Source organism: Moritella marina ATCC 15381 (assembly GCF_008931805.1).
GTDB lineage: Bacteria > Pseudomonadota > Gammaproteobacteria > Enterobacterales > Moritellaceae > Moritella > Moritella marina.
The window spans coordinates 3,262,948-3,284,927 of the sequence record NZ_CP044399.1; the positions used below are offsets into that span (position 1 = coordinate 3,262,948).

Genomic DNA, 21,980 nt, shown 5'->3' on the forward strand with positions numbered 1-21,980 from the left:
CGTTTACCCCTTTGGCTCAACTTGCTCAGGTTTCCACGTACGTAGAGCCCAAATCAATAAACCAATGATGAAGAATGCACTTGGCGGTAGTAGTAATAGACCGTTTGACTGGTACCAACCACCGTTTTGGATAAGTGGTAAGATTTCAATACCAAACCAAGTACCTGAACCAAAGATTTCACGTACTGTCGCAACAGCAAGTAAGATAGCACCGTAACCTAAACCGTTACCGATACCGTCTAAGAAACTTGGTAGAGGCTTGTTCTTCATTGCGTAAGCTTCAGCACGACCCATTACGATACAGTTTGTAATGATCAGACCAACGAATACCGAAAGCTCTTTTGATAACTGGAACGCTACCGCTTTAAGTACTTGGTCAACAACGATTACAAGTGATGCAATAATTGCCATTTGCACAATAATACGCACACTGTTCGGGATCATGTTACGCACTAACGAGATGAAGAAACTTGAGAACGCAGTTACCACCATTACGGCGATAGTCATTACAAACGCAGTTTCCATCTTCGTTGTTACAGCCAATGCAGAACAAACACCTAAGATTTGTAATGCAATCGGGTTGTTAGTGGCAATGGGTGCGGTAACAATCTCTTTTAAGTCAGACTTAGCCATTGTTTGAGCCTCCGTTTTGCAATTTCTTCAGGAAAGGACCAAAACCGTTTTCACCAATCCAGAACTGGAATGTATTTTCAACACCTTGACCTGTTAGCGTAGCACCAGATAAACCATCAATACCTGAAGGCGTATTTTCTTGACCGCCTGTTTTAACAACTCGGATTGCAACATCACCATTCGCATTGAACAGTTGCTTGCCTTCCCATTTAGCTGTCCACAGTGGGTTTAACACTTCGCCACCTAGACCAGGAGTTTCACCCTGTTCATAGTACTGAATGCGTTTCACTGTTTTGCCATCTTTGTCGATTGCAACGAATGCATACATCGTTGACCATAGGCCACGACCGTATACAGGCAGTACGTAAGACTCAACATTACCTTGTGCATCTTTTACAAGATAAATATCAGCAACATTTGAACGACGCTTAATACCAGCAACGTCTTTACCCGTTAAGTCAGTACTTTTCGTTAGATCTTTTACGTTTTGAAGTTGATCAAATGTCGCTGCATTCTCTTCAACATATTCGCCCGTTGTTAAATCAACAAATTTAGCTTCAACAAACTTCGCGTAAATTTCGCCAACGTTAGCATTTTCTTCTAACTTGCCAGCAACAGAAAGTAGGTTAGTTTGCTTATCCAATGCTTTGTTAGCATTTTGAGCATCACGTAGGCCTACTGCTGCGCCTGATACGACGATTGAACATACTAAACACAACGCCGCAACGATTGTGATAGTTTTCAGTGGAGTTTCTTTACTAGCCATTGCGTGCAAGTCTCCGTTTAATGTTAGCTTGAACAACAAAGTGATCAAATAGAGGTGCGAATAAGTTAGCAAACAAGATTGCTAGCATCATACCTTCAGGGAATGCAGGGTTAACCACACGAATTAGTACAACCATTAAGCCGATAAGAATACCGTATGCCCATTTACCATTATCAGTAAATGAAGCCGATACAGGATCCGTCGCCATGAACATCATACCAAACGCGAAACCACCGATAACTAAATGCCAGTAGAATGGTACTTCGAACATTGGATTCGTGTCTGAGCCAATCATGTTGAATAGTAAGCTTGTCGCTACCATACCAATCATAACACCCGACACAATTCTCCAAGACGCAACACCAGCAACCAGTAATACGCCACCAGATAACAAGATGATTAAGGCAGATACTTCACCTGTTGAACCTTGCATGTTACCAATAAACGCATCAGCCCAAGTTAGCGAACTAGTTAGACCTTCAAGACCACCTGCAGCCGCAGAACTCAGTGCTGTAGCACCAGAGAAACCGTCAACAGCAGTCCATACAGCATCACCTGAAATGTCAGACGGGTATGCGAAGAATAAGAACGCACGACCAGCAAGCGCTGGATTCAAGAAGTTCTTACCTGTACCACCGAATACTTCTTTAGCGATTACAACACCAAAAGTAATACCGATAGCCGCTTGCCATAATGGAATGTTAGCAGGCAGGATAAGTGCAAATAAGATAGATGTTACGAAGAAACCTTCATTTACTTCATGCTTACGCACTGCAGCAAATAACACTTCCCAGAAACCACCAACCACAAACACTGTCGCGTAAATAGGTAGGAAGTAAACCGCACCATATAGCATATTTGCTATAACGCCAGCGCCTTCGCCCATCGTAACGCCAAGTGCACTTAGTAGCGCAACATGCCAATCGTCAAATGCGATGCCAGCACCTGATGCAATCGCGGTGTTTGCTTGAGCACCAATGTTGTACATGCCCCAGAAAACCATCGGCAATGCACACATCCATACTAAAATCATAATACGTTTTAAGTCGATATTATCACGTACGTGTGTTTTACCTTTTGTAACAAAACCTGGTGTAAATAAACCGGTTGCCACCGCTTCATACAAGGCAAACCATTTTTCGTGTTTACCACCTGGTTCGAAGTGATGTTCCATCCCTTCGATATAATTCTTAAGACCCATGCTTAACCTTCCTTCTCAATTGTCGTTAGACAATCACGTAGAATTGGACCAAAGTCGTACTTACCTGGGCAAGAGAAAGTACATAACGCTAGATCTTCTTCGTCTAATTCAAGACAACCTAACGTAATTGCTTCATCTGTGTCACCTGTTACTAACGAGCGTAGTAACATAGTAGGTAAGATATCTAATGGCATAACGCGCTCGTAGTTACCCATAGGCATCATTGCACGATCACTACCACCAGTGGTTGTAGTAAAGTTGAATTGACGTGCGCGATTGAATGCAGAGGTAAATACGTTAGCAACTGAGAATTTGTCACTACCAGGTTTAATGTAACCTAGGAATTCCTTCTCACGACCTTCAGCTAGAGCGCTGATTTGGTTGTGATAACGACCAAGATAAGCATTTATTGTGTAAGCTTGAACACCAGATAATACAGAACCTGAAATAACACGGTTTTCACCAGCGTTAAGTTCACTTGCAGTTAACTCTGTAATTGATGCGCCTAGACGAGTGCTAATCAAACGTGGTTTTTTCACAGCAGGGCCTGCTAATGAAATAACACGGTCAGTATGTAATTCACCTGTAGTAAACAACTTACCGAAAGCAATAACGTCTTGATAGCCAATAGACCAAACTGTACGCTTAGTACCAGCCGATTCTAATAAATGAATATGCGTACCAGCAAGACCAGCAGGATGAGGACCAGCAAAAGCTTGCTCTTCAACATTTGATGCTGTTGATTTAGGTAATGTGCCTTCCGCTTTACAAACGTAAACTTTACCGCTTGTTAAGTGAGAAATAACATTTAAACCATCAACAAATGCATCGCTGTTTTGATTAATAATTAATGCAGCATCTGCAGCAAGTGGATTTGTGTCCATTGCTGTAATAAAGATTGCTGATGCATTACTATCAATTGCAGGAACACGGCTAAATGGACGAGTGCGCAATGCAGTCCATAAACCTGAGTCTACAAGATTTGTAACCACGGTGTCGCGGTCAAGATTAGCAATTTCAGCTGATGTAACTTGAGCGAATTTCTCACTTTCGTTACCATCTACGTCAATCACTACCGATTGTAAGATCCGCTTAGCACCACGGTTAACTTCAGCAATTGTTCCTGCAGCGAAGGCTGTATATTTAACGCCTGGTGTCTTTTTGTCTTCAAAAAGAACCTGACCTTTCTTAACACGATCACCAACTTTAACACTCATTGTTGGGCGCATTCCAATATACTCTTCACCTAGAACAGCAACTCGTTTGATAGCTGGGCCATCATGAATTACTTGCTCAGGTTTACCTGCGATAGGTAGATCCAGTCCTTTTTTTATCGTAATCATACTCACATGCACTACTTTTTTTAGGAAGATAAAGAACACTTTTGCCAGTAAAAACCACACACGCGAGTACCAATTAATGAGTATTCACAAAGTGGTGTGGTTTCGTTAACAAAAAATTTGGGGTTATTCTAGCACTTATTTAAGATGATTGCTCGCACTTCATCGAGTAACTGACTCGAATAAGATAAAGTTTTAAACAGGTTTAAACATATACATATAATCAAATTAAAACAGTCACTTAAAAATTTAAAACTGAAATAATGTTAAACATTTAAACAAAATAAGCGGTTTTGTTACGCTGATTTTAGTCAGATATAACGATATCTTTACTAATTAAAACAAATTTTTTAAAAATTAACATGCACTTACAACTAGTAACATTCTACAGATCATTTTTGCATATATTATTAATTTATTAAAAGCTAACCAAGACAATCCGGCGACTCAGGCACGCTTTGATCTTGACCATTTTTTTTAGCCCACTGTGTCGGTGTATAAGCATGTATTGATAATGCATGAATACCCGCTTCAAATTGGGCTACCAGCGCAGTGTTTACCATTCGATGACGTGCGATCAGCATTTTACCATCAAATTCGCTTGTTACTATCACCACTGAAAAATGAATTTCACTACCTGGTGGCACATTATGCTTGTGGCTATCACAAACCACCTCTAAATGTTGAATATCAAAACTAGCCAATAATTGCTGTTGAATATCGTTACCTAATGACATTTAAAACCTCTTCTTTATATATTTAGTAAAATAACAGTGTAAAATACACGATCAACCTTAAATGGAACATACTATGAACACTGAACTATCTCTTGAAAATATCGAATTATCTTTGTACCGCTACCCTAAACGTAGCATTGAGCAACTGCAAGCTTGGGACTCTGCTGATGAGTATATGATTAATACCGTTGCAGATTTAACGCTTGCTGAACAATCTTCAGTACTTATTTTCAACGATAGTTTTGGTGCTCTAACGTGTGCTTATAATCAGCATAAAGTGACCACCGTCAGTGACTCATGGATCAGCCATGCTGCAATCGCGCAAAACCTTGATGAAAATGAGTTAAGCACAGAACAAGTCAAAGTCCAAGACTGTCTTGCAGCATTACCGGAAAATATTGATTTAGTACTTATCAAGATCCCACGTACTTTATCTTTACTAGAACATCAACTGGCGATGCTTAGCCATGTTGTTACACCGCATACAAAAATCATTGCTGGTGCAAAAGCGAAAGATATCCATAACTCAACATTAGCGTTATTTGAAAAATACCTTGGTGAGACGAAGACATCATTAGCAAAGAAAAAATCGCGTTTGATCTTCTCAACAATCACCCAAGCAAAAGCATTAGAGATCCCAGCAGCAGTAACATGGGATGTAGCAAAAACTAATATTTCACTCTCTAATCATGCCAATGTATTCTCGCGTAACAATTTAGATATTGGCGGTAACTTCTTTATGCAGCATTTACCTAAAGGTGAATACCAGCATATTATCGATCTAGGTTGTGGTAACGGTATTATCGGTATCACTGCTGCACGCTTAAATCCACAAGCTAAAATCACCTTTGTTGATGAGTCATTTATGGCCATTGCATCGGCAAAAGAAAACGTAGCCGCAAACGTTCAAAGGCATGAACCAGAGATTGATTTCTTGGTGAACAATTGCTTATACGATTATGAACCACACAGTGTTGATTTAGTATTATGTAACCCTCCGTTCCACCAAGAAAAAGCCATTACCGATCATATCGCATGGCAAATGTTCAAAGATGCTCACCGTGCATTAGCATGGGGCGGCGCACTTTATATTGTCGGTAACCGTCATCTTGATTACCATATTAAGCTTGAGCGTTTATTTGATAATCATGAAGTTGTTGCATCAAATGCTAAATTTGTCATCATTAAGGCGCAAAAATAATATGCTTAAAAAACTACTATTAAGTGCCAGCTTAGTATTATTAACGGCCTGCGCCAGTACCCCTCAGCAAGTAAATATTACCGCCGAGCCAGCACAGTTAACAACGCAATACAGTGACACTCAGGTGACGCTATCAAGCAAAGATATACGTGATGCAAACTACTTAATTGCCATTCACAAAGTCGGTGAACCAGCGCAGCTATTAAATAACAAAGGTTCACTGATAAACCTGACTACAGCGAAACTGCAACAGGGCTGGGAACAGCAAGGCTTAGTTTTTTCGCCGCAAGCTGACATCGCGATTAGTCTTGAGCTGCAAACGGCAAGAGTAGATGTACAGCAAGATAGCTTTGAGCATCAAGCAGAGTCAACGCTAATGCTGATCGTATCAATTAAAAATAAAGAGCAAACCCTAACAAAACAATTTCGCAGTGCGTCAACGTTAACAGGTGCGTTTGGTCCATCAATGAGTGATTTAGAAGCTAAATTTTCTCAACAATTATCATCATTACTAAACGATGTATTTAGTGATCAACAGATCCGTGACTACCTAGCACGCTAGTTAATCATCCAATATAGCGAAAGTAATAGATAACGCAAAAAGCCTCGCTGGTGACTTAGTATAAGATCATCAGCGAGGCTTTTTATTTCAGTACCTTATTATTTCAACATAGTAACACTTTCAATCACAATATCAGTCAGTGGAACATCACTGTAATACTGTTTCTTACCCGTTGGCTGCTTCGCCATTTTATCAACCACATCCATGCCTTGTATTACTCGGCCAAATACGGCATAACCCGCTTGTGAAGGCTGTGAACCAGAACGGTTTAAGAAATTATTGTCTTTCAAATTAATGAAAAACTGTGACGTTGCTGAATTGGGATTATTGGTACGTGCTAATGCGAGAGTACCACGCTGATTACTTAACCCATTATTCGCTTCATTAATAACAGGCTTGCCTGAAGTCTGCTTGTCCATATTCGTTTTAAAGCCACCTGTTTGCGCCATAAAACCAGGAATTACACGGTGAAAAATAATACCACTATAAAAATCGCTTTCAACATAGTTGATAAAATTGGCAACAGACACAGGTGCTTTATCTGCGTATAACTCAACGGTAATATCACCTAAATTGGTTTTTATTAAGGCTTTTGTCTCTGCTGCAAAGGCAGTATTAAGCATGAATATTGAGCTCAGAATTAAGAGTGATTTAGTAAAAAAATGATTCAGTCGCATAGTATAAGTTCCATTCAGTTATAAACATAAGCGTATTTTAGTTACTATATCAGATGTTTGCTGTAGATACTCAAACCTCTTCAAAAGTATAATCTGCAAACGTGCAACGACAGTCTTATATTTAACGGCTAAATATTTATATTTAACAACCAAAACATTAATCATATTTAACGTTGCGTTTAGAGGCATTCAACTCTTGAGACAATTCACACTTTTATCATTAATCCGCATTAACAATACGCTTATTAATGACAGTTGCATATTTTAGTCTAGGATTGAAAATAGGACTAACTAATGAGGAGATTTGCATGGAAGCGAAAAAGTTCATTGACGAGAAATCTGATGTTTTAGCTACATATCTCGACTTTTTTCTAATGAGAAAACTCAGTTATAGCCAATTAAACCATTTTCTTTGGGAAACATTAAGAGAATGGGATGACTTAGCTATTTTTGATGAGTCGACAGATAGCTGTAAAGAGCAAGTGTTTTGGTTCTTATTGTTTGAGCTAAAAAACTGGTCTAGCCAACAGATTTTTGCCAACCGTATATTGCGCCAAAAACTACACACAGGTGCTTTATTCTTACAAGGTCAAGGAGTTAAACCATACAACTGTATTGGTATTAGACCTATAACGGAATGCTTGGACTAATTTCGCCTGCGCGTTTTAGAATAAATAAATCGATTAAGCCAAGCCCAGTCTGCTGTCGGGCTTATTTAATTCATAAAAATACGGTAGTATCAGCAAACACTTACGTTAGATGGATTGCTGACATTGCCTACTTTTCTTCAAACCTTATCTATTTACCTGAATCCCCGTGTATTGTTTATGGGATTATTTGGGTTTTCCTCAGGATTACCACTCCTACTCGTGTTTTCTACACTGTCATTTTGGTTGCGTGAAGCAGGTGTCGATCGGGCCAGTATTGGTTTCTTTAGCTGGATAGCACTTACCTATAGCTTTAAATGGGCTTGGTCACCGTTAATCGACCAATTCCGATTACCTTGGCTGCACAATAAATTAGGTAGGCGTAGAAGTTGGCTCTTATTCACACAAGTCGTGATCATTAGCATGTTGCTGATTATGGCGACTCAAGATCCTCAGCACAGCGTCACGTTATTTATTATCGCGTCACTTGGTTTAGCCATTGCGTCTGCAACCCAAGATGTCGTTGTCGATGCCTTTCGAATTGAAAGTGCGGATACACGCTTACAAGGCGCTATGGCAGCAACCTATATGACAGGTTATCGACTTGCCATGATCGTGGCAGGTGCAGGATCACTGGCGATTGCCGCATTTTATGATAACAGTGCGATCTATAATGCCGCAGCCTGGCAGTTCGCTTATGCATCTATGGCGCTGTTTATGCTATTTGGTGTCTTTGCTACCCTACTCTCTAAAGAACCCGTCGCCAAACATAAGATACAAGCCGTACATAACATTCGCGACTTCCTTATTACCGGTATCGTCAAACCCCTTACCGATCTTTTTCAGCGTTATGGCAAAACCTGCCTGATATTATTAGCTATTGTGATCACCTATCGTATCAGTGATATTGTCATGGGGATCATGGCGAACCCTTTTTATGTCGACATGGGTTATTCAAAAGCAGAAGTGGCGGCGATCTCCAAAATATTTGGGGTGATAATGACACTCGTAGGGGCTGGTTTAGGCGGGTTACTCGTCAGTAGCTTAGGTTTACTGTCGACCTTATTACTCGGCGGGGTCCTTTCAGCCTTGACCAACGTCCTGTTTCATTGGATGGCAGGTAGCGCAGCCATTACACAGGTAATGACGGTACTTGCTTTCATCGCTCCGGAAGCATGGTTACAAACACAAGATCCAGCTCAGCTATTATTAACCCTTGTTATCAGTGCAGACAACCTCAGTGCTGGTATAGCGACCTGTGCATTTGTGGTATTTTTATCGCGACTCACCAACACCCAATTTACCGCAACGCAATATGCACTATTTTCATCAATCATGGTATTACTGCCTAAATTTATAGCAGGGTTCTCTGGCGTTGCTGTTGATGCTTGGGATTATTCAACCTTCTTTATTGGTACTGCCGCAATCGGTATTATTCCTATCCTATTCATTGTTGTACTGATCTACATGCAATTGAATAATCGCTTTAAATGGGTTGAATCTTAAAGTGAGTATGCGGTAAGGAAAAGATATAAAAAAGCCCAGTATGTATAAACAAACTGGGCTTAACCGACTTATATAGCTATATATAGATATGCTTAAAACAAGTAAATATCTATATTAAGTCACTATATATTAGTCACGGAAGTTATCAAACTGGAACGGTTGACCTAGTTCTGCAGTTTTAATATGTTGCATCACAGCTTGTAAATCATCACGCTTTTTACCAACAACACGTACTTTGTCGCCTTGAATTGATACTTGTACTTTTAGCTTGCTGTCTTTAATTGATTTAACAACTTTTTTAGCAACAGCGCCTTCGATACCTTGTAAAAATTCAATGTCTGCACTGCACGTTTTACCTGAAAATTCAGTTTTTCCAACGCTCATTGACGATGAATCAATATTACGCTTAACTAAAGCGCCACGTAAAATATCAGCCATTTGGCGAAGTTGCATATCTTCATCAGTACGCATTTTTACTTTTTCTTTAATTAATTCAAAGCTTGCATCAACACCACGGAAATCAAAGCGAGTGCTTAATTCACGGTTTGCGTTATCAGTTGCATTTTTCACTTCAACCATGTCAACTTCAGAAACAATATCAAATTGCGGCATCATCATATCCTATCATTTATAATGGTCTGATTATCTAATAGATGGCCGTTGTAATTCAACCATTAACTGCTGAACTAGCCTTATCTCTTCTATTAAGTAGCGATAATTAGACATAGTTCGTATACCATCACAACCAATATTAATTAAATAATAAATTATCGATAAAAAGTTCGCTTACCATTTAGGAACTAAATACAATAAATAAAGGACTATAATTCCTATATACCCTGTTTATCTCCGAGAGACAAATGCCATTAGATAAATATAAACTTTGGTTCCGTCTACTATTTGTCATAGTAACCGTCGCAATCTGTCTACTTGCTTTTGCTAAACCCTCATCGGATATTCCTAGTTTAGGTTACGACAAGCTAAATCACTTCATTGCCTTTGCAACATTAGCTTTGCTGTTTGATTATAGTTTCCCAAATAGAACTGTCACATTGTTTATGACACTACTGAGTTTCGGTATTTTCATTGAATTAATTCAAGGTTTAATCCCTAGCCGTGATACCAGTCATTGCGATATTGTCGCCGATTTGGTCGGTATAACCAGTTACTTACTTCTTCAACCACTACGAGCAAAAATACATGGCTAATTGGAACATTCTTGGCGCAGGCGCTATCGGGCACTTCTTTGCAGAAAAATTATTAAAGTCAGGCCAACATGCCGCATTTGTTTTACGCCCCGAGAGTGAGCCGCATATTCGCAGTTTTAATTTTGAAAACTTAGCGGCTGAAAACACCAGTAATACCGTCATGGCACAAGGTAAACTCACGCCAAAGTGTGATTTTTTATTGGTCACCCTCAAAGCCCAAGACGTATTACCAGCACTGACCTTACTACAATCACAAATTGATAAACATTGCTGTATCGTGCTGTTACATAATGGCATGGGCACAGCAGAACAAACCGAGAAACTATTCCCGCGTAACGCGATAATGGTGGGTACGACATCTAACGGTGTATTAAAAGTCTCTGATGATCATATTCGTCATACCGGCGCTGGTGTGACTTGGTTAGGTCCATTTAATAATCAAGCAAAACGCTATAAAGACATTGCGACCCAGTTATCCGCATTGGAAGAATTAACCTGGTGTGATGATATACGCGAGAAACTATGGCTTAAACTCGTGATCAACTGCGCGATAAATCCATTAACCGCAATCCATCAGTGTCAGAACGGTGAATTGGCGAGTTCATCGTTATATCCACAAGTGGTGAAGATTGTGCAAGAATTAGCATTGGTGTGTGAAAAAGCCCGCTTACCTTGGCCTTACGCTGAGTTACAAGCCCAGGTGGATAATGTCATTGCACGTACAGCTGAAAATTTTTCGTCTATGCACCAAGATCGTCTCTTTAATCGTCAGACCGAAATTGACTTCATCACTGGTTATGTTCTGAAAGTGGCGAATGCTTATAGTATTCCAGTACCAACGAATCAAGCTTTGTTCGAGCAAATCAAACAGCAAGAAACGGGATTAGTTTAAGCCCAAGATCAAAAAAGCCAGCAAACTCTTTCTGACTAGAAATAGCTTGCTGGCTTTCTTCAATAATTACCGGTAAGACTAAATTATCACCTTACCTACATCATCATTAAGGACGGTAAACTTTAACGTTACCATAACCTTTTTCAATCAAGTAAAGCGCTTGCAGTTTACTCATCACACCGCGATCGCAGTATAGTAAGTAAGTCTTATCTTGATCTAACTCGCCAAACTGGTTGCCAAGTTTGAAGAAAGGCATGTGTTGCACTTCCAGTCCATCAACGTCAAGCGGTGAATCTTCAACTTCATCGATACTACGAATGTCCAAGATCACTTCGTTTGCGGCGATTTCAGTTACTGCTTCAACATCGCTCACTTGCTCTTGTGCTTCTTCAGCAATTTGACGGATATCCATTACGTTTGCAGCCATCACAACTTGGTCAATCAAGCTCATGTCGAATTTAGCTTCTTCTGCTTCAATCTTCTCTTTCACTGCTTTAACTGTAGGTTTGTTTGAGATAACACCACAGTATTCAGGAATAGTTTCCGAGAATTCAGCCGTACCAATTTTACGTGCTGTATCAATGATGTCTTGCTTATCAGCAACAATCAATGGACGTAGAATCAAGGTATCAGTGACGGAATCGATTAACGATAAGTTACGAATAGTTTGGCTTGATACTTGGCCTACAGCTTCACCTGTAACCAGCGCTTCAATACCGAGACGCTCAGCTACTTTCGTCGCTGCACGCATCATCATACGTTTCAGTACCACACCCATTTGTGAGTTATCTACTTTTTCTAAGATCTCAGCAACAACAGGATCGAACGGTACGCTAACAAATTTAACTTTGTGTGATGAGCTGTATTTATTCCACAAGAAATAAGAAATTTGTTTCACACCAATCTCATGTGCATCGCCGCCAAGATTGAAGAAACAGAAATGCGTACGACTACCACGTTTAATCGTTAAGTAGCTCGATACTGCCGAGTCAAAACCACCTGACATTAATGATAGAACATCTTCTTGCCCAGCCATAGGGAAACCACCCAGGCCTTCGTGGCGTTCCGTCACTAAATAAAGCTTTTCGTGTTCAACTTCAATTTTAATGGTTTCTTGTGGTTTTCTTAGTTTAACGCCAGCGGCATCTGTATGCTGATTTAAGCCACCGCCAACATAACGTTCTAAGTCAATCGAAGTAAAATCATGTTTACCGTTACGTTTAGCACGTACACAGAATGTTTTACCTGCAAGCAAGTCTTTGTAAACAGGTAATGCTTGTTGGAAAATATCATCAAGATCGGTAAAAGTAGATTCGTGTACTTCTAATGAATGGGCAATACCCGGAGTATTTTTTAATACTTCACGATAGAATTCGCGATTTTTATCACTGTCGTCAGTAGTACGAACAACAATTTTATCCCATTCAAGGATCACGCGCGCATGTTCATCTTCACGACGTAAAATATTACGTAAACTCGACTGCAGCATTTTACTAAAACGCTGACGTACAGATTTACTTTTCATCATTACTTCTGGGAATATTTTTACAATAAATTTCATGGTTTTGCCTACATCATAGTTCAAACAAACTGTTGGCCCAGCATTTCATCGCGCTGGGTGTTTAGCTGATATATTCGATTAACTTAAATCAAAAATAAAAAAACGGGCATACCTTAAGGTAAGCCCGTTCCTGTTGCTCGTCAGCAGTATACTCAAAATGCCTAAATATGCAAGATGCTAGCGCTTGTTCACTACCCGAGTTAATTGTGGAATAGCATTGCCGACTAACTCAATTTCAACTCGGCTACCGACCTCAATCTTAGACTGTAATAGCCAAGGTTGCGAACGGCCAGATACGCGGGTTATTTGATGCCCAGAAAGTGCTAACGCCTGCACATGCACAACCGGAGTGACTCGTCCACTTTTCCCAACTTGATAGGTTATATCAACAACGTTACTTAAGCCTTTGGGACCAGTAAACTTCAGCGCCAGCGCCCAGCGAGGGGCATGCTGAGTTTGACCATATGCATGCTGCTGCGCCCTGTTGGCCAGTTTAATCACAATACCATCAAGTAATAACGTCTCTGTGTTTTGATAATGCGCAAACCAATAATCGATGTCTTGAGCTGTATCTAGGGTATGACTCATCTTCGACATATCAGCAAAACCCAACATAGCCAACTGCACCAAACTCATCACCTCATTTCTATAGGGGGTATCAACCCAACGCCAAGGCATAAAGCGTAAACTCATGATATCTGCTTGCTTAGGTGATGATTGGCTAGCGATGCCAGCGGTCATATGCCGAGAAGACACATATTTTCCACGTTGCTGCCAATCGTGTTGCTCAACATACAATTCACCATGGATCACCAACGTATGTGGATAAGCGATAATACTGTCGACGGCATTACTGCGAAGCATGAGCGCTAATAAATCAAGCCCTTGCTTACCATTACCGCGACTAGAGGCACTCACCAACAACCCTTTTTCATACACCAATTCAACCGCCATGCCGTCAATTTTAGGCTGGATAAGTAATGACTGTTTTTGATGGCGTTGGTAAAACTTATCGACTAGATTTCTTTCTCGTACCGAATTTAGACTTAGCATCTGCTGTCGATGTCGTTGTCGATCATTATATCGCCCCCCCTCACTCCCCAGCTGCGTTAATACCGGCGATAAACAATCTGATAGCACCGCTAACTCATCGACCAATAAATCAAACTCTCCATCATGTAACAATGGCTTCTTGCCGGCATAATAAATCTGACGGTGTTTAATTATTTGCATTTCTAAATAATTAATTCGATGCTGATTTAAAACACTTGGGCAACGAGAATGCACATCCACGTTGATAGCTGATTCTTTAATCAAGGAGGAATCAATTGATAACGCAGTTTTAGCCTCTGCTGCCAACAATTGCTGCGTACTTGAGACCAATAATGATACAAATAATGAAGAAAAGCGTATAAACATTCGAGTTCCAATCAAATATGGTAATACGACTCAGTATGATAGAGATAATAGAAGTGCTCTGATTAATTTGCTAACGAGACAAGGAAACGTCGACGAGAGTAAGTTTTAAGTACTGTTTATGGTGCTCTATCACAAATTAATGACTCGATTAATGCATATTAGCGAGGCTTATTCACAAGATTTATTTATACGATTTATTTATACGATTTATTTATACGATTTATTTATACGATTTATGCAGCGTATTATTGAACTTGCTTCACCATCAACTACACTAATATTATAATTCCCAAAGTTCTGCGTTGAGAGGTATTACCATGCAACTTTCCGATATCAAAAGCATGTATCACAGACACGAGTTAGTCGAGGCCATTGTAGAACCATCATTGGTTGCGAATGGCTGGATAGTGGAATTTAAATCTGAGAATGGCGATATCATCCCATTAACCGACTTTAGTGGTCACGAGAAATGTTACCGAAATTTGGATATTGCGACAGCAACCGCACAGCAAGTCGGCTTTCCAAACGTCAGAGTAGGTGAAGTTTTTTAACAATGTTTTTCACCACTATCAATATCAATATCAATATCAATATCAACGACGATGGCCAGTTTAAGCTAAACTGACCATTTATGTATTCACGTCTCCCCTTTTATCTTTTAAAGAACAAGTTCAAATAAAAATTGCAGATAAAAAATTAAGGTAGAAAGTTAAGGTGCAAAACCTTCTCGCATGAATTCATCGCCGTCACAACTTGCACAGGAAAGTACAGTCGCAGGATGGAATAGTTCTTTTTGATAGCCGCAACGTACACAGGTCAGTAAACCAAAACCAACTTTATCACCGGTAGAATAGCGACCTTGATGTACTAAATCATCACCGACCTCAGTCCACTCAACTTGGGTTTTGTCGGTAATAGATGCCAAGGCACTCCAGGTTATTTTGTCCCAAGCCTGATACCAAGCCGATAACTTAAAGCTACTGACACTCGTCTGATAATCCTTGTTTAGCTCACCCACATCGTGGCGAATATAGGCGGATGCTTCCGTTAATTCTTTTTTCGTTAAATCTCCAGCCGCACCTAAGTAAGCTTCGGCTTTAAGTACAAGTCGATGTGTAAAATCATTACCCATAAATTGTTCCCTCCCCTTATAGCTCAGAGGCTGTACAGATAAGTAACGAACAGTATTTTGATATTGAGTATTGAGCTTAGCCATATAAACCTCCGAATTAATGTAATAACAGTTAACTGGTATTTATTAATAAAACGTCATCTATATTGATCAGTAAACACGATTAACACCCAGCAATAACCTACACTTTGTAAACATAAAAAGGCCATTGCTATAGCTTAAGTATATGCCAAAATGCCCGGCCAACAAGCGGTCTGCATCACATAGTTTCCTTGTAAAAGCCACGGTTCTGCATTATCAGTCAGGAAATCTTATCGCTATCTGCAAATGAAACTTGTTGCCCTCTCTGTGCTAAGGTATTCTATGGCAAAATTTTGTTTCTAAATCCTACCAAGAACAGACTGGATATTACCCATGCAAGAACAATATACTCCAAGCAGTATCGAACCTCAGGTTCAACAACACTGGCAAGAAAATAAAACATTCGAAGTACAAAACGACGAAAACAAAGAAAAATTCTACTGCTTGTCTATGTTCCCATACCCAAGTGGTCGCCTACACATGGGCCATGTACGTAACTACACAATTGGTGATGTGATCGCACGTTTCCAACGTATGCAAGGCAAAAACGTATTACAACCTATCGGTTGGGATGCATTTGGTCTACCAGCTGAAAATGCAGCAATTAAAAACAACACTGCACCTGCGCCTTGGACATATGAAAACATCGATTACATGAAAGGTCAGCTAACGTCGCTAGGCTTTGGCTATGACTGGAATCGTGAGATCGCAACATGTACACCTGAATACTATCGTTGGGAACAAGAGTTCTTCACTAAACTGTACAACAAAGGTTTAGTGTACAAGAAGACATCATCAGTGAACTGGTGTCCAAACGATGAAACTGTACTGGCTAACGAACAAGTAAACGACGGCTGCTGCTGGCGTTGTGATACCCCGGTAGAACAAAAAGAGATTCCACAGTGGTTCATTAAGATCACTGAATATGCAGACGAGCTACTGACATCTATTGATGAGCTTGACGGCTGGCCTGAACAAGTTAAAACAATGCAACGTAACTGGATCGGTCGCAGCGAAGGCATCGAACTAGACTTCGCAGTAGAAGACCAATCGGATGAACTAAGCAAGTTATCTGTATACACAACACGTCCAGACACAGTGATGGGTGTAACGTATGTCGGTATCGCAGCAGGTCACCCACTTGCAGAACAAGCAGCATTAACAAACCCAGCACTAGCAGAATTCAACCTTGAATGTAAAAACATGAAAGTGGCTGAAGCTGATCTAGAAAAAATGGAAAAGAAAGGCATGGCTACAGGCCTATACGCTATTCATCCATTAAATGGCCGTAAAGTACCGGTATACGTAGCTAACTTCGTATTAATGGGTTACGGCACTGGCGCTGTTATGGCAGTTCCAGCTCATGACCAACGTGACTATGAATTCGCAACTAAATACGGCATCGATATCGTCCCAGTAATCAAACCTGCAGATGGTAGCGAACTAGATGTTTCTGAAGTCGCATTCACTGAAAAAGGTGTATTGTTTAATTCAGGCGAATTCGACGGTTTAGAATTTGGCGCAGCAGTAGATGCAATTGCCGCTAAATTAGAAGCAACGGGTCAAGGCACCAAGAAAGTTAACTTCCGTCTACGTGACTGGGGTGTTTCTCGTCAACGTTACTGGGGCGCGCCAATCCCTATGTTGACACTTGAAGACGGTTCAGTTGTACCAACACCTGCAGACCAACTTCCAGTTATCTTACCTGAAGACGTGAAAATGGACGGCATTCAAAGTCCTATTAAAGCGGATTTAGAGTGGGCTAAAACTACATACAATGGTCAACCGGCACTACGTGAAACAGATACGTTCGATACCTTCATGGAATCGTCTTGGTATTATGCACGTTACTGTAGCGCGACATCAGAAACTGAAATGCTTAACCGTGAAGATGCAAACCACTGGTTACCAGTAGATCAGTATGTTGGTGGTATTGAACACGCATGTATGCATTTATTATATGCTCGTTTCTTCCATAAATTGCTACGTGATGAGCAAATGGTTGATAGCAACGAACCGTTCAAACGTCTACTTTGTCAAGGTATGGTACTTGCTGATGCATACTACTACACCAACGAAAACGGCGGCCGTGTTTGGGTTTCTCCATTAGACGTAACAGTTGAGCGTGACGAAAAAGGTCAACCAACTAAGTACATCGATAATGAAGGCAATGAACTTGTTTATACAGGCATGACAAAAATGTCTAAGTCTAAAAACAACGGTATTGACCCACAAACAATGATCGAACGTTTTGGTGCTGATACAGTACGTCTATTCATGATGTTTGCAGCACCAGCTGACCAAACACTAGAATGGCAAGACTCGGCAGTAGAAGGCGCACACCGTTTCCTACGTCGTATCTGGACACTTGCTTACAGCCACATTAGCAAAGGCGAAGTTGCAGAACTAGACGTTGCAGCACTAAACGGCAAGCAAAAAGAGCTACGTCGCGAGATCCATAAGACTATTGCTAAAGTATCTGATGATATCGAACGTCGTCAAACGTTCAACACCGCAATTGCTTCTGTCATGGAACTCATGAACAAGCTAACTAAAGCACCTCAAGAAGCAGAGCAAGATCGCGCACTACTTCAAGAAGCATTGGTTGCAGTTGTTCGTCTACTTGCACCTATCACACCACATATCTGTTTCGAACTGTGGGAAAAACTAGGTCAAGAAGGTAACATCGACGCAGCGCTATGGCCTGTAGCAGACCAGTCAGCAATGGTTGAATCTGAAAAGCTAATCATTGTTCAAGTGAACGGTAAACTGCGTGCTAAATTAACAGTACCCGCTGACGCAACACGTGAATCTGTTGAAGCATTAGCAAATGCAGATGAGAATGTCGCTAAGTTCACAGACGGCAAAACAGTACGTAAAGTAATTTTCGTACCAGGTAAACTTCTGAACATTGTTGCTAACTAAATTGTTGCTAACTAAATTATTGCTAACTAAATAGTGACTAACTAACGTTTAGCTAACAAATTGTAAGCCCTATATTCTGCTTTTATTCTTATAGTAGAGTCTAGGGCTTTTTTGTTTTTCGATTACGTGTAAAATTACCTACAATTAACTTATCTATTTTGTAGGCAAAAATGAGCGCATCGGCACTGATTCCACGTATTACTCGACTAATTTGCATCTTCTTGGTAACAGCAGTGCTTGGCGGTTGCGGCTTCCATTTAAAAAATGGCAGTGGTATTCCCAATGAATTACGAAATTTAACCTTGGTATCGAGTAAGTATTCCGATCTCACTCGCTTAATTAAACAAGAACTACGCTACAACCAAATCAACCTTGTCGTTCCGACGGTAGCGAGCACTGAATCGTTAACCACAGAAACGGATAACGCGTCAGATGACATGGGGGATGATTCAACCCAAACTAAAACAACAGCGATGGATCCAGCACTATTAAACTCGCAAACACCGATACTCCGCATTATGTCGGAAAGTACCGGTTCACGTACGGTATCACTCTACTCTGACGCGACAGCGGCTGAATACGAGCTTAGTTACGTGATCAAAATGGAAGTGCGCTTACCGAATCAAGACCCACAGTATTTCACTGTTGCGCTACAGCGTGACCAGCTGAATAACTCGCAAGAAGCGCTTGCCCGTTCACGTGAATCTGAATTATTAATTAGAGAACTACGTGAAGCAGCTGCACAGCAGGTTGTTCGCACACTAAGCCAAGTTGTTATTGACCCGCAGACAACTGGTGATCGCGATGAAGAACCAGTTATCATATTTGAAGCCAACTAATGCGCGTTTATCCAGAACAGCTCGATCAGTACTTAAAAACTGAAATCAAACCCTGCTATTTAATTTTTGGCGAAGAGCCCTTGTTAAAAATGGAGGCCATTGAGCAGATTAAAATAGCCGCTAAAAAAGTCGGCTTTGATGAACACCATAAATTTCACGCCGAACCAACAATGGATTGGCCAGGTGTGTTTAATGCGTGCCAATCGATGTCGTTGTTTTCAAGCCGTCAAACTGTTGAGCTCATTTTTGACAAACGACCGACAAAAGAAGACATCAGCCAACTTAATGATTTGTTTAAGCTGCTTAACCCTGATCTCATTATCATCATCAGCGGTCCTTACTTAACCAAAGCACAACAGAGTGCCAAGTGGTTTACCCAGTATTTCAAAAATGCGCTGTTCATCCCTGTCGGTCACCCCGAAGGACGCTTTTTTGCTAACTGGATGCGCCACCGTCTAAAACGTGCCAACCTTGACGCGCAAGCAGATGTGATCACCCTGCTTTGTCGTAGCTTTGAAGGTAATTTATTGGCTGCCAAGCAAGAGATTGATAAATTATCCCTGCTCCACCCAGGTCAGACGCTCACCTTGGCGCAATTACAGGCATCAATAACCCAGCATTCACACTTTAGTAGTTTTCAGCTGGTTGATGCGTTGCTTGCCGGTAAAGTAAATCGAGGTCAACGGATCTTACAGCAATTACAAGCTGAAGGGGTTGATCCGATAATCATCAATTGGGGATTAAACAAAGAAATTAATCAGCTATATCATTATAGTTTGATGCAACAGCAAGGTCTGTCAGTCATCGACGAAATGAAAAAGCAACGTTTATGGGCAGGTCGCCAACAAATTATTAACACCTGCTTAAGCCGTTTATCATTAAGTAAAATAGAACAAATGTTAGTGCTGTGTTCTAGTGTTGATAGCGCGATCAAAACCAGTACCAGTATTGATCCTTGGTTGTCATTACAAATGTTAAGTATCAGTTTTGCTGACTCGAGCTTACTGCCCAATTTTCATCATGCCGAAATCAGATAGTTGTTGAGATATAGACACTAAATGATTTTTCACTTTAATTATTAACGACGGTTAGTTATGACTGATTTCATCCCCGCACGTGCCATCGGTATTTTAGGCGGCACATTTGATCCGATCCATTATGGTCATCTACGCCCTTGCTTAGACTTATTGCAGCAATTAAATTTAGCTGAAGTGAGGTTGATGCCGAATCATATCCCACCACACCGCGCGACACCGGGGTCAAGCTCTGCACACCGTTTAGCCATGGCACAACTTGCCGTATCCCAGTGCAATGAATTAAATGTCGATACTCGAGAGTTAAATCGTACAACACCTTCTTATACCATCGACACCTTGATAGAGCTTGCCGCAGAAAACCCACACACACCCGTGTGTTTTTTAATCGGCCTTGACTCACTCAATAGCTTACATAGATGGCACCGCTGGCAAGAGTTACTCAGCTATTGTCACCTCGTCGTGAGTTATCGCCCAAACTATGAATTAACCTTAGCGCCTGAAGTAAGAAAAATATTTGAACAAGTGCAAACAACTGATGTCGAAGATTTACAGCAACAAAAACAGGGGCGTATATTGCTTTGGCCAAGTACGCAGTTAGAAATATCGGCGACACGGATAAGGCAGTTGATTGAACACCAGCAAAATCCGCAATATTTACTGCCTGATAATGTGTTGTCTTATATACATAAACATAACTTGTATAAGTAAACCACAAGAGATAATAGCGCAGAAACAAGCTAGGTATATATTTAGCCATTATACACTGTTATAATTCGCGGTTAACTCGATAAAGTTCCTCTGGAGGACCCTTGCAAACTTCTGAACTGCAAGCATTTGTACTAGACAAAATTGAAGACATGAAAGCCCGCGACATCCAAGTTCTTGATGTTAAAGGTAAATCACCAGTGACAGATCTAATGATCGTATGTACTGGCACATCTAAAACTCACGTTAAATCAATTTCTAACCATCTTTACCTTGAAGCTAAAAGTCACGAAGTATTCGTGATGGGCATTGAAGGTATGGAAGATAGTGAATGGGTTTTAGTTGATATGGGTGATGTAGTTGTACACATCATGCAACAACAAACGCGTGATCTTTACCAATTAGAGCAACTTTGGCAGTCTGTAGGGGCATAGTCAAATGAAGATTCAGCTAGTTGCTGTCGGCACTAAAATGCCTGCATGGGTAGAAACGGGTTATAAGGAATATACACGTCGATTCCCTAAAGATATGCCTTTCGAATTACTTGAGATCAATGCTGGTAAGCGTGGTAAAAACGCCGACATCAAGCGGATCCTAGAACAAGAAGGTGTAAAAACGATGCAAGCGATACCGAAGGGTAATCGCATCGTGACTCTGGAGGTTACCGGTAAACCTTGGACTACTGAACAACTAGCCGTTGAACTAGATAAGTGGAAGCATGATGGTCGTGACGTTAGCCTGTTAATTGGCGGCCCAGAAGGACTTGCACCAGAATGCATCGCGGCATCAGAACAACGCTGGTCATTGTCACCGCTAACCTTACCACATCCGATGGTACGAGTAGTTGTGGCCGAGGCGTTATATCGCGCTTGGAGCGTAACAACAAACCATCCTTATCATAGAGAGTAATA

General features: G+C 40.7%; 23 protein-coding genes. 13 read left to right on the forward strand and 10 right to left on the reverse strand.

From position 1 onward, the window contains the following. Positions 1-3: 3 nt before the first annotated feature. From FR932_RS14565 to FR932_RS14585, 5 genes are all read right to left on the reverse strand, one after another. The gene (locus FR932_RS14565) at positions 4-633 is read right to left on the reverse strand and encodes an NADH:ubiquinone reductase (Na(+)-transporting) subunit D (RefSeq protein ID WP_019441633.1); all 630 of its coding nucleotides are present in this window, start codon (positions 631-633) and stop codon (positions 4-6) included. Beyond that, positions 626-1,399 carry a Na(+)-translocating NADH-quinone reductase subunit C gene (locus FR932_RS14570; RefSeq protein ID WP_019441634.1) on the reverse strand — a complete coding sequence of 258 codons (774 nt, stop codon included), beginning with the start codon at positions 1,397-1,399 and terminating at the stop codon, positions 626-628. Before FR932_RS14570 ends, FR932_RS14565 begins: the two co-directional genes overlap by 8 nt. Beyond that, the gene (locus FR932_RS14575; RefSeq protein WP_019441635.1) at positions 1,392-2,600 is read right to left on the reverse strand and encodes an NADH:ubiquinone reductase (Na(+)-transporting) subunit B; all 1,209 of its coding nucleotides are present in this window, start codon (positions 2,598-2,600) and stop codon (positions 1,392-1,394) included. Before FR932_RS14575 ends, FR932_RS14570 begins: the two co-directional genes overlap by 8 nt. Before the next feature lie 2 nt (positions 2,601-2,602). Then, positions 2,603-3,943, reverse strand: a complete 1,341-nt coding sequence (locus tag FR932_RS14580; RefSeq protein WP_026032161.1) for a Na(+)-translocating NADH-quinone reductase subunit A — start codon at positions 3,941-3,943, stop codon at positions 2,603-2,605. A gap of 422 nt (positions 3,944-4,365) precedes the next feature. Next, positions 4,366-4,677, reverse strand: a complete 312-nt coding sequence (locus tag FR932_RS14585; protein ID WP_019441637.1) for a BolA family protein — start codon at positions 4,675-4,677, stop codon at positions 4,366-4,368. Between the two features lie 73 nt (positions 4,678-4,750). Here FR932_RS14585 and FR932_RS14590 point away from each other — a divergent pair, with 73 nt between their 5' ends. Both FR932_RS14590 and FR932_RS14595 read left to right on the forward strand, forming a co-directional pair. Beyond that, entirely contained in the window at positions 4,751-5,878 is a 1,128-nt protein-coding gene (locus FR932_RS14590) for a methyltransferase (RefSeq protein WP_019441638.1), read from the forward strand. 1 nt (position 5,879) lies between these two features. Then, entirely contained in the window at positions 5,880-6,440 is a 561-nt protein-coding gene (locus FR932_RS14595) for a YajG family lipoprotein (RefSeq protein WP_019441639.1), read from the forward strand. A 98-nt stretch (positions 6,441-6,538) separates the two neighbouring features. On the opposite strand, the gene FR932_RS14600 is transcribed toward FR932_RS14595, so the two are convergent. Further along, a complete protein-coding gene (locus FR932_RS14600; RefSeq protein ID WP_019441640.1) occupies positions 6,539-7,063 on the reverse strand; it encodes a peptidylprolyl isomerase in 525 nt (174 codons plus the stop codon). Between the two features lie 362 nt (positions 7,064-7,425). On the opposite strand from FR932_RS14600, the gene FR932_RS14605 reads away from it, so the two are divergent. Next, complete coding sequence (locus FR932_RS14605) at positions 7,426-7,767, forward strand: hypothetical protein (RefSeq protein WP_019441641.1); 342 nt, start codon at positions 7,426-7,428, stop codon at positions 7,765-7,767. 123 nt (positions 7,768-7,890) lie between these two features. Next, positions 7,891-9,270 carry an AmpG family muropeptide MFS transporter gene (locus FR932_RS14610; protein ID WP_026032162.1) on the forward strand — a complete coding sequence of 460 codons (1,380 nt, stop codon included), beginning with the start codon at positions 7,891-7,893 and terminating at the stop codon, positions 9,268-9,270. Positions 9,271-9,399: 129 nt separating this feature from the next. Here the strand turns inward: FR932_RS14610 and FR932_RS14615 are convergent, their stop codons facing one another. Continuing rightward, positions 9,400-9,882, reverse strand: coding sequence for a YajQ family cyclic di-GMP-binding protein (locus tag FR932_RS14615; RefSeq protein WP_019441643.1), 483 nt, complete (start codon positions 9,880-9,882; stop codon positions 9,400-9,402). A gap of 248 nt (positions 9,883-10,130) precedes the next feature. Here FR932_RS14615 and FR932_RS14620 point away from each other — a divergent pair, with 248 nt between their 5' ends. Both FR932_RS14620 and FR932_RS14625 read left to right on the forward strand, forming a co-directional pair. Beyond that, entirely contained in the window at positions 10,131-10,478 is a 348-nt protein-coding gene (locus FR932_RS14620) for a VanZ family protein (RefSeq protein ID WP_019441644.1), read from the forward strand. Continuing rightward, the gene (locus tag FR932_RS14625; RefSeq protein WP_019441645.1) at positions 10,471-11,370 is read left to right on the forward strand and encodes a 2-dehydropantoate 2-reductase; all 900 of its coding nucleotides are present in this window, start codon (positions 10,471-10,473) and stop codon (positions 11,368-11,370) included. Before FR932_RS14620 ends, FR932_RS14625 begins: the two co-directional genes overlap by 8 nt. A 106-nt stretch (positions 11,371-11,476) precedes the next feature. On the opposite strand, the gene thiI is transcribed toward FR932_RS14625, so the two are convergent. Next, positions 11,477-12,931 carry a tRNA uracil 4-sulfurtransferase ThiI gene (gene thiI, locus FR932_RS14630; protein WP_019441646.1) on the reverse strand — a complete coding sequence of 485 codons (1,455 nt, stop codon included), beginning with the start codon at positions 12,929-12,931 and terminating at the stop codon, positions 11,477-11,479. Positions 12,932-13,108: 177 nt separating this feature from the next. Further along, positions 13,109-14,350 carry a hypothetical protein gene (locus FR932_RS14635; protein WP_019441647.1) on the reverse strand — a complete coding sequence of 414 codons (1,242 nt, stop codon included), beginning with the start codon at positions 14,348-14,350 and terminating at the stop codon, positions 13,109-13,111. 317 nt (positions 14,351-14,667) lie between these two features. Between FR932_RS14635 and FR932_RS14640 the strand changes: the two genes are divergently transcribed. Beyond that, positions 14,668-14,901: a hypothetical protein gene (locus FR932_RS14640; RefSeq protein ID WP_019441649.1), complete on the forward strand. Its 234-nt coding sequence runs from the start codon at positions 14,668-14,670 to the stop codon at positions 14,899-14,901. A 158-nt stretch (positions 14,902-15,059) separates the two neighbouring features. Here FR932_RS14640 and FR932_RS14645 read toward each other — a convergent pair whose 3' ends face one another. After that, positions 15,060-15,566, reverse strand: a complete 507-nt coding sequence (locus FR932_RS14645) for a zinc ribbon-containing protein (RefSeq protein WP_244963927.1) — start codon at positions 15,564-15,566, stop codon at positions 15,060-15,062. A gap of 330 nt (positions 15,567-15,896) precedes the next feature. Between FR932_RS14645 and leuS the strand changes: the two genes are divergently transcribed. The 6 genes from leuS (at position 15,897) to rlmH (ending at position 21,978) form a co-directional block, all read left to right on the forward strand. Further along, positions 15,897-18,488: a leucine--tRNA ligase gene (gene leuS, locus FR932_RS14650; RefSeq protein ID WP_019441651.1), complete on the forward strand. Its 2,592-nt coding sequence runs from the start codon at positions 15,897-15,899 to the stop codon at positions 18,486-18,488. A gap of 170 nt (positions 18,489-18,658) precedes the next feature. After that, entirely contained in the window at positions 18,659-19,327 is a 669-nt protein-coding gene (locus FR932_RS14655) for an LPS-assembly lipoprotein LptE (RefSeq protein ID WP_019441652.1), read from the forward strand. After that, on the forward strand, positions 19,327-20,364 hold the full coding sequence (holA, locus tag FR932_RS14660; RefSeq protein WP_019441653.1) for a DNA polymerase III subunit delta: 1,038 nt from the start codon (positions 19,327-19,329) through the stop codon (positions 20,362-20,364). The genes FR932_RS14655 and holA overlap by 1 nt, the downstream gene beginning before the upstream one ends. 57 nt (positions 20,365-20,421) lie before the next feature. Continuing rightward, the gene (gene nadD / locus FR932_RS14665; RefSeq protein WP_019441654.1) at positions 20,422-21,072 is read left to right on the forward strand and encodes a nicotinate-nucleotide adenylyltransferase; all 651 of its coding nucleotides are present in this window, start codon (positions 20,422-20,424) and stop codon (positions 21,070-21,072) included. A 101-nt stretch (positions 21,073-21,173) separates the two neighbouring features. Next, complete coding sequence (gene rsfS / locus FR932_RS14670) at positions 21,174-21,503, forward strand: ribosome silencing factor (protein ID WP_019441655.1); 330 nt, start codon at positions 21,174-21,176, stop codon at positions 21,501-21,503. Between the two features lie 4 nt (positions 21,504-21,507). Next, positions 21,508-21,978, forward strand: a complete 471-nt coding sequence (rlmH, locus tag FR932_RS14675; protein WP_019441656.1) for a 23S rRNA (pseudouridine(1915)-N(3))-methyltransferase RlmH — start codon at positions 21,508-21,510, stop codon at positions 21,976-21,978. Positions 21,979-21,980 lie beyond the last annotated feature (2 nt).